The following is a 13202-nucleotide window of genomic DNA, read 5'->3' as shown; positions in this document are numbered from 1 at the left end:
GCCCGTGGGCTCGTATGACTCACCCGTGCGGGTGTGGTGTGCGGACGCGGTGTGTGAATGGACCGATCTCTGACAGTCTGGGTCGATGGACGACACCGGCAGACCCACCCTGCGGCGTGACCTCGCGTCACTGCCGCAGGTCACCTCGCACCTCGCGAGCGAGCGACCGGGGCTGGTGGTCGACCGTGACTTCGTGATCCGCGGCGCCAACAAGGCGATCCTGACGGCCACCGGCCGCGACGCCGACGAGCTGATCTCGGTGCCGGCCTTCGAGGCGTTCCCCGGCAACCCGGAGGAGCCGCACGGCGAGGAGGGCGTCGCCGCGATGACGGACTCGTTCGAGCAGGTGCTGCGGCACGACCGGCGCCACGACCTCGTCATCCAGCGCTACGACATCCCGGACGCCTCGCACCCGGGCCGCTTCCTGACGAAGTTCTGGGCGCCCACGAGCACGCCCTTGCACGACGGCGACGACGTCGTCGGCGTCGCGCTGCAGACCCGCGAGATCCCGGCGCCGCGACCCGACGTGCTCGCCACGCTCGAGCGCTGTCGCGACATCCTGCTCGAGGACCACGGGCTCGAGGAGGAAGTCGCCGAGGAGCTCGTCCGGGCGATGGTGTGGGGCATGGAGGAGTACGACGCCCTCGGCCGCCAGGTGACCAACCTGCAGCGTGCGCTCGTCTCCCGAGCGACCATCGACCAGGCCAAGGGCGTCGTGATGGCGCAGCGCCGCTGCGATCCCGAGACGGCCTTCCGGGTGCTGGTGCAGATGTCCAACGAGAGCAACGTGCCACTCGCCCAGGTCGCCCACGCGCTGGTCTACCAGGTGGTCGCCGGCGCCCCGGCGGACGAGGAGTGACCGAGCCGGACCCGCAGCAGGTCGCCCAGCAGCTGGCGGAGCGCAGCGCCGCCGCGATGTGGGCCGACGACCGCGCCAGCCAGGCGCTCGGCATGGTGCTGGACGCGGTGGCCCCGGGGCGCGCGACCTTGCGGATGGTGCTGCGCGAGGACATGGTCAACGGCCACGCCATCGGCCACGGCGGGCTGACCTTCGCGCTGGCGGACTCGGCGTTCGCGTTCGCCTGCAACTCCTACGGCCGGCGCACCGTCGCCGCGGGGGCCGAGATCAGGTTCCTGGCGCCGACCAGGTTGGGCGACGAGCTGGTCGCCACGGCGGTCGAGCGGGCCCGCGACGGGCGCGACGGCGTCTACGACGTCACGGTCACGGTCGGCGAGACGGTGGTCGCGACGTTCGTCGGGCGGTCCCGCGAGATCGGCGGCTCGCTCGCCGGGGAGTGAGCCCGGCCGGTCGGCCCGCTCAGTCCGGTCAGCCAGGTCAGCCAGGTCAGCCCGGGAAGATCCGCGGCAGCCGCGACGCCTGCCCCCTGAATCGCGGCTCGCGCTTCGCGAGGAAGGCCGCAACGCCCTCCTTGCCGTCGCCGGTGGAGGTGGCGTACATCGCCATCGACTCGGCGACGTGTGCCTCCAGCGGGTGCTCGGCGCCGAGCCCGCGGTGGAACATCTGCTTGGCCAGGCCGATCGCCACGGGGGAGCGGCCCACCACGTACGAGCGGGCCAGCCCGAGCGCGGCGGGCAGCAGGTCGTCCGGCTCGTGCACCGACCGGACCAACCGTCCCGCGAGGGCCTGGTCGGCGGTCAGGATGTCGGCGGACCAGATCCAGTCGAGAGCCTGCTGGAGCCCGACGATGCGCGGCAGGAAGAAGGTCGAGGTGGCCTCGGGCACGATGCCGAGCCGGCCGAAGACGAACCCGATCCGGGCCCGCGTCGACGCGAGGCGCACGTCCATCGCGACCGTCATGGTCGCGCCGACGCCGACCGCGGCGCCGTTGATCGCGGCGATCACCGGCTTGGGGCAGGCCTGGATCGCCAGCGCGACGCGACCGCCGGTGTCGCGGACGCCGTCGTGGTACGGCGCCTCGTCGAGGTGGTCGCGCAGGTCCTCGGGCGTCGGTTCGACCGACTCGTCGAGGCCGAAGACGTTGCCCTCGACGTCGAGGTCCATGCCGGCGCAGAACGCCCGCCCGGCACCGGTCACCACGACCGCGCGCACGTCGTCGTCGGCCGCGGCGGCGAGGAAGACCTCCTCGAGCTCGCGCGCCATCGTCACGTCGAAGGCGTTGAGCTGGTCGGGCCGGTCGAGCGTGAGCAGCGCGATGCCGTCCTCGTCGACCTCCCAGCGCAGTGTCTCGAGGCCGCGGGCGAGGGGTGACCGGCTCACTGGGGCGGGAAGCCGGTGGGCGTGCAGAGCGACTTGCCGACGGAATCGGTCTCGTCGTTGATGATCGCCTTGAACATCTGCTGGCTGCGCTCCGGGTCCCAGCGCACCGACAGGTCGGCGATGGGCACGCCGCAGGTGAGGCCGTTCTCGCCGTCCACGCGGGTCATCGCCCACGCCCACTGCACCATCGACAGCGGGCTGGTGCCCTCGCTGACGGCCAGCGCCGACGGGGCGGCCATGTTGAGCCGGTAGTAGCGCAGCGGGTTGATGACCGACCACGGGCTCGCCGCCTCGCGGCCGATCGCCGAGACCACCTCGCGCTGTGCCTTGGCGCGGTCGATGTCGCCGTTCTCGGTGTAGAGCTTGCGCGACCGGGCGTAGCCGAGCGCGGTGGCGCCGTCGGCCTCCTGGCAGCCCTTCTTGATGTTCAGCTTGGCCTGCGGGTCGTTCATGGCCTGCTTGGGGCAGATCTCGACACCGCCGACCGCGTCGACCAGGTCGACGAAGCCGCCGAAGCCGATCTCCACGTAGTGGTCGACCCTGATGCCGGTGGCGCCCTCGATGGTGCGGGTCAGCAGCTTGGGGCCACCGAAGGCGTAGGCGGCGTTGATCTTGGTCGTGCCGTAGCCCGGGACCTCGACGAGCGAGTCGCGCGGGATCGACATCAGCAGGTTCGGGCCGCTGCCGGTGTGGAGCAGCATGATCGTGTCGGTGCGCTGGCCCGACGCGTTGCCGGTGCCGAGCTCCTTGCGCTCCTCGGCCGACAGGTCGCCGCGGGAGTCGCTGCCGACCATGAGGTAGGTCGTCCCCGGCTGGTCGTCGAGCTGGTTCGCCGGGAAGGCGTCGACCTTGTCGACCTTCGACCACGCCCAGAACGGGATGGCCACGAGGAACACCAGCCACAGCAGGAACAGGGTCCACAGCCAGCGGAGGCGGAACCGAGGGCGGCGGGGGAGGCGCGGGCCGGAACGCCCGGGCTTCGACGGGGCCGGCGCGGGCGCGGGCTGCGCGGCCGGCTGCCGGCGGGCCTTCTGGGCGCCCTTCTGGGCGCCCTGCGGGGCGCCGGAGGGCATGACGCGGGTCTCGTCGGCGCGCGGCTCGCGCGGCACGGCCCGGGTGGCGTCGTCGCCGGGGGTCGAGCCGCCCTGGGAGCCGTAGAGCCAGTTGTACTCGGGCGTGCCCTTCTCGGGCCCGCCGTTCGCCCGGGGACGGTCAGCCATGCGGGTGACGGTACACGCGGCCGGGCGCGCCGGGCTCGCCGCTGCGGCCAACGCCACACCGCTAGCGTGCGGGGCATGGCCACCGACCCCACCCCGGGACCCGAGCCGCGTCCGCCGTCGTACGCCCGGGTCTCGCTCGCGATGCTCACCCAGAGCGCCGAGTCCAACCTCCTCGGCAACGTCCACGGCGGCGAGATCATGAAGCTCGCCGACTCCACCGCGGGCGCCGTCGCGCAGCGCCACAGCGGCGGACCCGCGGTCACCGCGGCGATGGACGAGATGGTCTTCCTCCATCCCGTGCACGTCGGCGACATCGTCCGCGCCTCCGCCCAGGTCAACTGGGCCGGCCGTTCGTCGATGGAGATCGGGGTGCGGGTCGAGGCCCAGCCGTGGGACGACGCCGCGGACGAGCCGCGGCACGTCGCGTCGGCGTACTTCGTGTTCGTCGCCATCGACGAGACCGGCGCGCCGCGTGAGGTCCCTTGCCTGCTCCCGGAGACGCCCGACGAGCACCGCCGGCGGCGCGAGGCCGAGATCCGCCGCTCCCACCGGCTGGCGCGCAAGGCCGAGATCCAGGCCGGGCGCCAGAAGTGACGCCGGCGGAGACCCGGGCGACCCCGGACTGGCGCCATGTCCGGACCGGGCGCCTGTGGCTCGACGTGCCGGTCGAGCCGGACGTCGACGACCTGCACGCGATCCACACCGACCCCGCCGTGTGGCGGCACTTCCCGAGCGGCGTCTTCACCGAGCGGGGGCAGGCGCAGGAGCTGGTCCGCCAGAGCGCCCGCCAGTTCGCCGAGCACGGACTCGGTCTCTGGTCGGTGCGCGAGGCCCCGGGAGGACCGGTCGTGGGCCGGGCCGGCTGCTCGGTGCCCGTGGGCCGGCCGTGGTGGAACCTCTACTACCGGCTGGCCGCGGGCGTGCACGGCCGGGGCTACGCGGCCGAGGTGGCGACGGCCTCCGTCAACGCGGCGCAGGAGGTGGCCCCCGAGCGGCCGGTCCTGGCGTACCTGCTCGAGCACAACATCGCCTCGCGGCGCACCGCCGAGCGGATCGGGCTGCGGCTGGTGTGGCGGGGGCCGGACCGCGGCAACCCCGACCCGGACGCTGTCCGGCTCGTCTACCTCGACCGCGACCCGGACGCGACGACGTACGCCGCGATCGAGGAGCACTGCCGGCCGGACCGGGTGGACCAGGGCACCTGACCCGTCCGGATGGTTGTGGGGGGAGCGCGGCGCGTCGTACGGGTGTGACGTGTGTGACTGGTGATACTGGCCGGACCACTGCTCACTTCCCCAGCAGAGAGAGGCACCGCCCATGTCCCTCGGGCCGCCCGCACCTTCCCCCGGGTTGCTCGACGGCCGAACCCGCAGCGCGCAGGACCGCGCCGCGCGGGTCCGGTTCCGCCGCGCCGTCGCGCTGATGATCATGACCCTGCTGCTCCCCGGCTCGGCGCAGCTCGTCGCCGGCAACCGCCGGGTCGGGCTGGTCGCGCTGCGCACCTGGCTCGTGCTGGTGGTGGGCACCGTCGTCGCGGCCGTCGCGGGCCTGCTGTGGCACGGCTTCGCCTTCTGGATGGTCTCCGACCCGCTGGCTCTCGGGCTGCTGCGTGCCGCGCTGATGGCCCTGGCCGTCGGGTGGGCCGTGCTCTTCATGGACGCCTGGCGCATCGGCCAGCCGCTCACCCTGCTGCACCAGCACCGTCGCGCCGTCGTCGGCGTCAACGGCCTGCTCAGCCTGTCGGTGGCCGGAGCGCTGCTGTTCGGCGCCCACCTCGTAGGGGTGCAGCGCGACTTCATGGTCCACATGTTCGGCGACGGCGCCGCCACCAGCGCCGACAACGGCCGCTACAACGTGCTGCTCCTCGGCGGCGACTCCGGCGCCGGCCGCGCCGGCCTGCGGCCGGACTCGCTGACCGTCGCCAGCATCGACGCCGAGACCGGCAAGGCGGTGCTGGTCGGCCTCCCGCGCAACATGGCGAACTTCCCGTTCGCCAAGGGCTCGGTGATGCGCCAGCAGTTCCCGAACGGCTTCGACTGCGACGGCTGCTACCTCAACGGCGTCAGCACCTGGGCGATGGACAACACCGAGCTCTTCCCGAAGTCGGACAACCCGGGCGTCGACGCCACGATCATGGCCGTCGAGGGGATCACCGGCCTGAAGATCAACTACTGGGCGATGGTCAACCTGCAGGGGTTCAAGGACCTCGTCGACGCGGTCGGCGGCGTCACGCTCAACGTGCGCCAGCCGATCCCGGTCGGCCTCCCCTGGGAGGACACCTTCCACTACATCGAGCCCGGCATTCGCAAGCTGGGCGGCCACGACACGCTCTGGTTCGCCCGCGCCCGCGAGGGCTCCGACGACTACTCGCGCATGGCCCGCCAGAAGTGCGTGATGAGCGCCATGCTCGAGCAGGTCAGCCCGCAGGTGGCGCTGCGCAACTTCCAGCGGATCGCCGAGGCGAGCTCCGCGATGATCTCCACCAACCTGCCCGGCAGCGAGGTGGGCCGGTTCCTCGACCTCGCGCTCAAGGCCCGCAGCCAGAAGATCGCGACCGTCTCGCTCGTCCCGCCGCTCGTCAACACCGGCGCCCCGGACATCGAGGAGGTCCGCGGCATCGTGCAGCAGGCCATCGACCGCTCCGAGGGCACCGCGCCGCCGGCCGAGACGACGGGCAAGAAGAAGCGCACCACCCAGTCCGTCACCGGCGGGTCGCTCGGCTCGATGGCCGAGGGGTACGCCGCCAACCAGGCCGAGGACCTCGGCGCGGCTTGCTGATCGCGCACGTGCCGCGGGCGCGGTGGTCCGGGCGGGGGAGTTTCTCCCGCCCGGCCGGACAGGCCTAGGGTGATGGCCGTGCAGCCCCCCGTCCCACCCCCTGCGCAGTCCGGGCGACCCCGGCGGCCCGAGCAGCACCGGCGGATCGTCGCGGTCGTGGTGACCTTCAACCGGCTCGCGCTGCTGCAGCGGCTCGTCGAGCGGCTGGCCAAGGTCGCCGAGGTCGACGAGGTGGTCGTGGTCGACAACGCCTCGACCGACGGCACCGGGGAGTGGCTCGACCGGCAGGCCCGGGAGCCGGGCGTGGTGGCCCACCGGCTCGACCGCAACCGCGGCGGGGCGGGCGGGTTCCACGAGGGCCTGCGGGTCGCCCTGGACCGCGGCGCCGACCTCGTCTGGCTCATGGACGACGACGGGCTGCCGGAGCCGGACTCGCTGGCGCTGCTGCTGGAGCACGACGGCGAGCTCGACTTCTGGGGCCCGGTGGTCGTCGAGGAGGACGACCCCGACCGGCTCGTGTTCCCGATCCGGCTGCCCGGCGGCACCCGGGTGGTGCACCGCATGGCCGAGGTCGAGGCGGCCGCGACCGACGGGATGATCCGCGACCTGGTGATCCCCTTCAACGGGGTGCTCGTCACCCGCGACCTCGTCGAGCGGATCGGCCTGGTCCGCGAGGAGTTCTTCATCTGGGGCGACGACCACGAGTACCGCCTCCGGGCCGAGCGGGCGGGCGCCCGGATCGCCACCGTGACCGGCGCCCGGGTGCTGCACCCCCGGGTCGGTGACCTCGGCACGCCGCTGATGCTCGGCCGCACGACGTACAACCACAGCCCGAGCGACCTGAAGCACTACTGCATGGCCCGCAACAACACGGTGAACCTGCGCGACTACCGTGGCTGGCCCCACGTGCTGATGTTCCTGGTCAAGACGATCTGGTTCTACACCCTCACCCGCCGCGACCCCGGCCGCCTGCTGATGAGCCTGCGGGCGATGCGGGACGGCCTGCGCGGCGACTTCACCGGACACGAGAGGTACCTGTGAGCGGGGAACGCGTCGCCGTCGTCGTCGTCACCTTCAACCGGGCGGACCTGCTCGAGCGGATGCTCGACGGGCTGGCCGCCCAGACCCGTCCCGCCGACGCGGTCTTCGTCGTCGACAACGCCAGCACCGACCACACCCGTGAAGTGCTCGAGAAGCGGGTCGCCCGCGGCGACCTGCCGCTCCACGTCACCCACGGCACCGACAACGTCGGTGGGGCCGGGGGCTTCCACCTCGGCGTACGGCAGGCGTACGACGCCGGCCTCGACCGGATCTGGGTGGTCGACGACGACGTCGTCCCCGCCCCCGACTGCCTCGACGTGATGATGGCCACCGACGAGCCGTGCCTGGCCGCCGTCCGCGAGGACCTCTCGGGCCGGGTCGTCGAGAAGGCCGCCGTCGAGTTCGACCTGCGCAACCCGCTCGCCATCCGGCCCAAGCGGGCCTCCGTGGACGACCGCTGGCAGGTCCGCAGCGAGATGCCCGAACGGGTGGAGCTGCAGAACGTCTCCTTCGAGGGCTTCCTCTTCCGCCGCGAGGTCATCGACGCGGTCGGGTTCCCCGACGCGTCGTACTTCATCTTCTACGACGACGTCGACTTCGCGGTCCGCGCGCGTCGGGCCGGCTACCGCATCTGGGGACTGCGCGACGCGGTGCTGGTGCGGCAGCTCGACTTCGACCAGCAGCACGCCCTCGACACCTGGAAGGGGTTCTACATGTTCCGGAACCTCTTCGTCGTCCACTTCCGCTACGGCGAGAACGCACTCGTCCGCGCCAAGCCCTGGCTGATCGCCGCGGCGGTGGTCCTGCTGAGCCCGCTGCGCGGCGGCCGGGCCGAGGCGGGCAACGTGATTCGCGCCATGCGCAGCGCCCGGGGGATGCGGCAGGCCCCCTCTTCATCCGTAGACTGACCCACTGCGCGCCCACCCAGGCCCACCCACAAGGAGATCTCTTGAGTAGTCCTGACCTGGTCGTCGTCGGCTCCGGCCTGTTCGGCCTGACCATCGCCGAGCGCTGCGCCAACGAGCTGGACCTGAAGGTGCTGGTGCTCGACCGTCGGCACCACCTCGGCGGCAACGCCTACAGCGAGCGCGACCCGGAGACCAACGTCGAGGTGCACAAGTACGGCGCGCACCTCTTCCACACCTCCAACGAGCGGGTCTGGGAGTACGTCAACCGGTTCACGTCGTTCACCGACTACAAGCACCGGGTCTTCGGCAAGTACCAGGGGCAGGTCTACTCCCTGCCGATGAATCTCGGGCTCATCAACCAGTTCTTCGGGAAGTCGCACACCCCCGACGAGGCCCGCGCCCTCATCAAGGAGCAGGCGAGCGAGATCGCCACCGAGGACGCCACGAACCTCGAGGAGAAGGCGATCAGCCTGATCGGGCGCCCCCTCTACGAGGCGTTCATCAAGGGCTACACCGCCAAGCAGTGGCAGACCGACCCGACCAAGCTCAGCGCCGACATCATCACCCGGCTCCCGGTGCGCTACACGTTCGAGAACCGCTGGTTCAGCGACACCTACGAGGGCCTCCCGGTCGACGGCTACACCGCGTGGCTGACGCGCATGGCCGAGCACCCGAACATCGAGGTCCGGCTCAACACCGACTTCTTCGACGTCGCCGACGAGTTCAAGGGCAAGGTCCCGATCGTCTACACCGGCCCCGTCGACGAGTACTTCGGCAACTCCGAGGGCCGGCTGTCGTGGCGCACCGTCGACCTCGAGGAGAGCGTCGAGCAGGTGGACGACTTCCAGGGCACCGGCGTCGTGAACTACAACGACCAGGACGTGCCGTTCACGCGGATCATCGAGTTCAAGCACTTCCACCCGGAGCGGGTGAAGACCCACCTGCCCGGCAAGACGGTCATCGTCCACGAGTACAGCCGCTTCGCGGAGGAGGGCGACGAGCCCTACTACCCGATCAACACCGCCGAGGACCGCGAGAAGCTGCTGAAGTACCGCGAGCTCGCCAAGAAGGAGCCGATGGTGCTCTTCGGCGGCCGCCTCGGCACCTACAAGTACCTCGACATGCACATGGCCATCGGCTCGGCCCTGTCGATGTTCGACAACAAGCTCAAGCCCCACTTCGCCGAGGGCGCCGAGCTCAAGAGCGGAGGAGTCGACGAATGAGCGTGACGCACACCCAGACGAGCGAGCCGTCGGAGTCGACCGCGCCCGGCACCGAGCGGGTCCTGCTGCAGCGGCAGATCATGCCGGCGGGCCGTGACACCGACGTCATCAAGCTGTATGTCGACCCGGACCCGGCCGCGCTGGACGCCGACAAGTACGACATCGGCCACACCCGCGCGGCGCAGGAGGCCAACGCCATCGCGCAGCGGATCCAGAACGCCGCGCGCGGGGTCAGCGCGATCCACCCCGACCAGATCGAGTCCCGGACCGCCTACCGCGTCGAGCAGGGCGACACGGTCTCGTTCGGCACCTACTTCAACGCCTTCCCGGCGTCGTACTGGCGCCGCCACACGATCGTCTCCGAGGTCCGGCTCACCGTCCGGCTCCAGGGCAAGGGCGCGACCGTCACCGTCTACCGCTCGCTGGCCAACGGCCGCTCGCAGCGCGTCGACTCCGCGACCGTCGAGGGCTCCACCGGCGAGTTCACCTTCGAGCTCCCGCTCAAGCCGTTCGTCGACGGCGGCTGGTACTGGTACGACGTCGTCGCCGCCGACGAGGACGCGGTCGTCGAGTCGGCCGAGTGGACCGCGGTCGTCCCGCAGGACCGCGCCGAGCACGGCACGGTCACCATCGGCATCACCACGATGAACCGGCAGGACTTCTGCGCCAAGCTGCTCGCCCAGCTCGGCGAGTCCCGCCAGCTCGACGGCTACCTCGACGAGGTCGTCGTGATGGAGCAGGGCAAGGACAAGGTCGTCGACTCGGAGTTCTTCCCCGAGGCCGAGAAGGCGCTCGGCGACAAGCTCCGGATCATCGAGCAGGGCAACATCGGCGGATCCGGCGGCTTCGCCCGGGCGCAGTACGAAGGCCTGAAGTCGGGCCGCTCGAAGTACGTCATGATGCTGGACGACGACGTCGAGTGCGAGACCGAGGGCATCGTCCGCGCGATCACCTTCGGTGACCTGTGCCGGCGTACCACCATCGTCGGTGGCCACATGTTCAGCCTCTTCCAGAAGACGCAGCTGCACAGCTTCGGCGAGCGCGTCGACCCCTACACCTTCTGGTGGGGCTCCGCGCCCGGCGTCTTCCCGGGCTGGGACTTCGCCGAGCGCAACCTGCGCTCGACCCGCTGGCTGCACGCCCGCATCGACGTCGACTACAACGGCTGGTTCATGTGCCTCATCCCGCGCGAGGTGATCGCGGAGATCGGCCTGTCCCTGCCGCTGTTCATCAAGTGGGACGACTCCGAGTACGGCCTGCGCGCCAAGGAGGCGGGCTTCCCGACCGTCACCTTCCCGGGTGCGGCCGTCTGGCACGTGCCGTGGACCGACAAGAACGACGCCCTCGACTGGCAGTCGTACTTCCACGTCCGCAACCGCGTCATCGCCGCGCTGCTCCACTCGAAGTACCCCCGCGGCGGCCGCCTGGTGCGCGAGAGCTTCAACCACCAGGTCAAGCACCTCGTCTCGATGCAGTACTCCACCGTGGCGCTGCGCCACAAGGCGATCGAGGACGTGCTGGCCGGTCCGGAGCGTCTCCACGAGACGCTGCCGACCGTGCTGCCGGCGATCAAGGAGCTGGTGAAGGGGTACGACGACGCCACGCTGGTGTCCGACCCCAGCGCCTTCCCCGAGGTCAAGCGCCACAAGCTGCCGCGCAAGGGCAAGGAGCCGTCGCCGGTCATCTCCGGCAAGCAGGCCACGCTGCAGGCCCTGCTGCAGCCGCTGCGCCAGCTGCGCCAGCCGCGCGAGCTCGCGAAGGACCACCCGGAGGCGGAGATCCCGTCGCAGGACGCGAAGTGGCACAAGATCGCCCGCTACGACTCGGCCCTCGTGTCGATGCCGGACGGCACCGCCGCGGCGTTCTACCGCCGTGACCGGGAGAAGTTCGTCGAGCTGCTCAAGCGCACGTCGGCGGCCCACAAGCGCCTGGCGGCCGAGTGGGACGACCTCGCCGAGCGCTACCGCGCAGCTCTGCCGCACATCACCTCGCCGGAGGCCTGGGAGGAGACGTTCGGGCCGTGGCTCGACGGCGGTACGGATGAGCGGTAGCACGACGACGACCGGGCCGGCCGCCGCCGCACCCGACATCCCGCCGCTGCGTCCGGCGAGCCACAACAACGGGCTGCTCGAGGTCTTCCGGCGCCGCTACCTGCTGAAGCTGCTCGTGCGCAGCACCGTGCAGGCGCGCTACCAGGGCACCTTCCTGGGCTGGTTCTGGAGCTACCTCCAGCCGGCGACGCGCTTCGCGATGTTCTACTTCGTGTTCCAGGTGCTGATCGAGCGTGGCGGGCCGCAGCTCTACCCGTTCGCGATCCACCTGGTCTGCGGCATGGTGCTGGTCCACTTCTTCACCGAGACCTTCAACGGCGGCACCCGCTCGCTCGTGACCAACCGCGGGCTGATCGTGAAGCTGCCGATGCCACGCGAGCTCTTCCCCGTGGCGACCATGCTCGTGGCGTTCTGGCACACCATCCCGATGATCGTCATCACCCTCCTCGTGAGCCTGATCCTGGGGTGGACCCCGACGTGGGCGGGCGTGGGAGCCGCGCTGCTGTCGCTGGCGATCGTCGGCGTCCTCGGGCTCGCCCTGGCGCTCCTCTTCAGCGTCGCCAACGTCTTCTTCCGCGACTTCAGCAAGGTGACGCAGACGCTGACGCAGTTCACCACCTTCAGCGTGCCGATGATCTACCCCTTCTCCATGGTGGAGGAGCGGTTCGACAAGCTGCCCTGGGTCACCGACGTCTACCTCCTCAACCCGATCGCCGAGGCGGTGCTGCTCATGCAGCGCTGCTTCTGGGTGCCGCTGACCAGCGACCCGGAGCGGGCGCTGGCCGAGGACATCCCCGCCGACCTGTGGGACCGCGGCCTGATCATGCTGGGCATCTCGATCGTGGCCCTCGGCCTCGCCCAGATCTGGTTCAGCCGCCTCGAGCGCCGGGTCCCGGAGCGCCTCTGATGACGACGTACATCTCGGTGGAGGACGCCACCAAGTCCTTCACCATGCAGTACCACCGCTCGATCAAGCAGATCGTGCTGGCGAAGGCGCGCGGGCAGAAGACCCACGACCGCTTCAACGCCGTCGACGGCGTCTCGTTCACCGTCGAGCAGGGCGAGTCCGTCGGCCTGATGGGCCTCAACGGCTCCGGCAAGTCGACGCTGCTGAAACTGATCAGCGGCGTGATGCAGCCCGACAGCGGCAAGGTGCTGACGCGCGGCCGGGTCGCGGGCCTGATCGCCACGGGTGCGGGGTTCCAGCCCCAGGTCAGCGGTCGCGACAACCTGTGGCTCAACGCCGCCATCCTCGGCATGAGCGAGGCCGAGACCCGCCGCAAGCTCGACGAGATCATCGACTTCGCCGACCTCGGCAAGTTCATCGACACCCCGGTCGCCTACTACAGCTCCGGGATGAAGGCCCGCCTCGGCTTCGCGGTGGCGATCCACGTCGAGGCCGACATCTTCATCGCCGACGAGGCTCTCGCGGTGGGGGACCGGCCCTTCAAGCGCAAGTGCAAGCAGAAGATGCGCGAGATCCGTGAGAACGGCACGACGATCTTCTTCGTCAGCCACGCTCCGGGCGCCGTCCGCCAGCTCTGCGACCGCGTCATCGTGCTGGAGAAGGGGCGGCTCGGCTTCGACGGCGGCGTCGACGAGGGCATCCACTACCTGCACTACGACGAGGGCGACGACGGCGACGACGACGAGGGTTTCGGCCGGGACGACTGACGGGCGCGCCCGGCTGCCGTAGGCTCCCAGCCGGGCCGACTTGACAAATCTCGGTTTGCCCGGCGTGT

At 70.9% G+C, this 13202-nt stretch carries 13 protein-coding genes; 11 read left to right on the top strand and 2 right to left on the bottom strand.

Going from position 1 to position 13202, the window contains the following annotated elements; all coding sequences use genetic code 11:
* Positions 1 to 85: 85 nt before the first annotated feature.
* Positions 86 to 859 (top strand): ANTAR domain-containing protein, encoded by a 774-nt coding sequence (locus tag ACFP2E_RS14465; RefSeq protein ID WP_378523126.1) that lies wholly within the window; start codon positions 86 to 88, stop codon positions 857 to 859.
* Positions 856 to 1299, top strand: a complete 444-nt coding sequence (gene paaI, locus ACFP2E_RS14460; RefSeq protein ID WP_378523127.1) for a hydroxyphenylacetyl-CoA thioesterase PaaI — start codon at positions 856 to 858, stop codon at positions 1297 to 1299. Before ACFP2E_RS14465 ends, paaI begins: the two co-directional genes overlap by 4 nt.
* Positions 1300 to 1345: 46 nt before the next feature.
* Here paaI and ACFP2E_RS14455 read toward each other — a convergent pair whose 3' ends face one another.
* Positions 1346 to 2239, bottom strand: a complete 894-nt coding sequence (locus ACFP2E_RS14455) for a crotonase/enoyl-CoA hydratase family protein (RefSeq protein WP_378523128.1) — start codon at positions 2237 to 2239, stop codon at positions 1346 to 1348.
* On the bottom strand, positions 2236 to 3459 hold the full coding sequence (locus ACFP2E_RS14450; protein ID WP_378523129.1) for an LCP family protein: 1224 nt from the start codon (positions 3457 to 3459) through the stop codon (positions 2236 to 2238). The genes ACFP2E_RS14455 and ACFP2E_RS14450 overlap by 4 nt, the downstream gene beginning before the upstream one ends.
* Before the next feature lie 75 nt (positions 3460 to 3534).
* Here ACFP2E_RS14450 and ACFP2E_RS14445 point away from each other — a divergent pair, with 75 nt between their 5' ends.
* The 9 genes from ACFP2E_RS14445 (at position 3535) to ACFP2E_RS14405 (ending at position 13134) form a co-directional block, all read left to right on the top strand.
* Positions 3535 to 4053, top strand: coding sequence for an acyl-CoA thioesterase (locus tag ACFP2E_RS14445; protein ID WP_378523131.1), 519 nt, complete (start codon positions 3535 to 3537; stop codon positions 4051 to 4053).
* On the top strand, positions 4050 to 4664 hold the full coding sequence (locus ACFP2E_RS14440) for a GNAT family N-acetyltransferase (protein ID WP_378523132.1): 615 nt from the start codon (positions 4050 to 4052) through the stop codon (positions 4662 to 4664). Before ACFP2E_RS14445 ends, ACFP2E_RS14440 begins: the two co-directional genes overlap by 4 nt.
* A 112-nt stretch (positions 4665 to 4776) precedes the next feature.
* Entirely contained in the window at positions 4777 to 6237 is a 1461-nt protein-coding gene (locus tag ACFP2E_RS14435) for an LCP family protein (RefSeq protein WP_378523133.1), read from the top strand.
* Positions 6238 to 6315: 78 nt separating this feature from the next.
* Entirely contained in the window at positions 6316 to 7278 is a 963-nt protein-coding gene (locus ACFP2E_RS14430; RefSeq protein WP_378523134.1) for a glycosyltransferase family 2 protein, read from the top strand.
* A complete protein-coding gene (locus ACFP2E_RS14425; protein WP_378523135.1) occupies positions 7275 to 8186 on the top strand; it encodes a glycosyltransferase family 2 protein in 912 nt (303 codons plus the stop codon). Before ACFP2E_RS14430 ends, ACFP2E_RS14425 begins: the two co-directional genes overlap by 4 nt.
* A 41-nt stretch (positions 8187 to 8227) precedes the next feature.
* A complete protein-coding gene (glf, locus tag ACFP2E_RS14420; RefSeq protein WP_378523136.1) occupies positions 8228 to 9409 on the top strand; it encodes a UDP-galactopyranose mutase in 1182 nt (393 codons plus the stop codon).
* The gene (locus ACFP2E_RS14415; protein ID WP_378523137.1) at positions 9406 to 11460 is read left to right on the top strand and encodes a glycosyltransferase; all 2055 of its coding nucleotides are present in this window, start codon (positions 9406 to 9408) and stop codon (positions 11458 to 11460) included. The genes glf and ACFP2E_RS14415 overlap by 4 nt, the downstream gene beginning before the upstream one ends.
* Positions 11450 to 12367, top strand: a complete 918-nt coding sequence (locus ACFP2E_RS14410) for an ABC transporter permease (RefSeq protein ID WP_378523138.1) — start codon at positions 11450 to 11452, stop codon at positions 12365 to 12367. The genes ACFP2E_RS14415 and ACFP2E_RS14410 overlap by 11 nt, the downstream gene beginning before the upstream one ends.
* Complete coding sequence (locus ACFP2E_RS14405) at positions 12367 to 13134, top strand: ABC transporter ATP-binding protein (protein ID WP_378523139.1); 768 nt, start codon at positions 12367 to 12369, stop codon at positions 13132 to 13134. The genes ACFP2E_RS14410 and ACFP2E_RS14405 overlap by 1 nt, the downstream gene beginning before the upstream one ends.
* Positions 13135 to 13202: the final 68 nt, after the last annotated feature.

The sequence above is a fragment of the Nocardioides sp. GCM10027114 genome (genome assembly GCF_042659625.1).
In the GTDB taxonomy this organism is placed as follows: Bacteria; Actinomycetota; Actinomycetes; order Propionibacteriales; family Nocardioidaceae; genus Nocardioides.
This window is presented reverse-complemented; position numbering and strand designations above follow the sequence as displayed.

Bases quoted from the DNA above. Each gene is read 5' to 3' on its own strand.
- ACFP2E_RS14465 (WP_378523126.1), top strand. From the start codon at position 86: ATGGACGACACCGGCAGACCCACCCTGCGGCGTGACCTCGCGTCACTG.
- ACFP2E_RS14450 (WP_378523129.1), bottom strand. From the start codon at position 3,459: ATGGCTGACCGTCCCCGGGCGAACGGCGGGCCCGAGAAGGGCACGCCC.
- ACFP2E_RS14445 (WP_378523131.1), top strand. From the start codon at position 3,535: ATGGCCACCGACCCCACCCCGGGACCCGAGCCGCGTCCGCCGTCGTAC.
- ACFP2E_RS14435 (WP_378523133.1), top strand. From the start codon at position 4,777: ATGTCCCTCGGGCCGCCCGCACCTTCCCCCGGGTTGCTCGACGGCCGA.
- ACFP2E_RS14415 (WP_378523137.1), top strand. From the start codon at position 9,406: ATGAGCGTGACGCACACCCAGACGAGCGAGCCGTCGGAGTCGACCGCG.
- ACFP2E_RS14410 (WP_378523138.1), top strand. From the start codon at position 11,450: ATGAGCGGTAGCACGACGACGACCGGGCCGGCCGCCGCCGCACCCGAC.
- ACFP2E_RS14405 (WP_378523139.1), top strand. From the start codon at position 12,367: ATGACGACGTACATCTCGGTGGAGGACGCCACCAAGTCCTTCACCATG.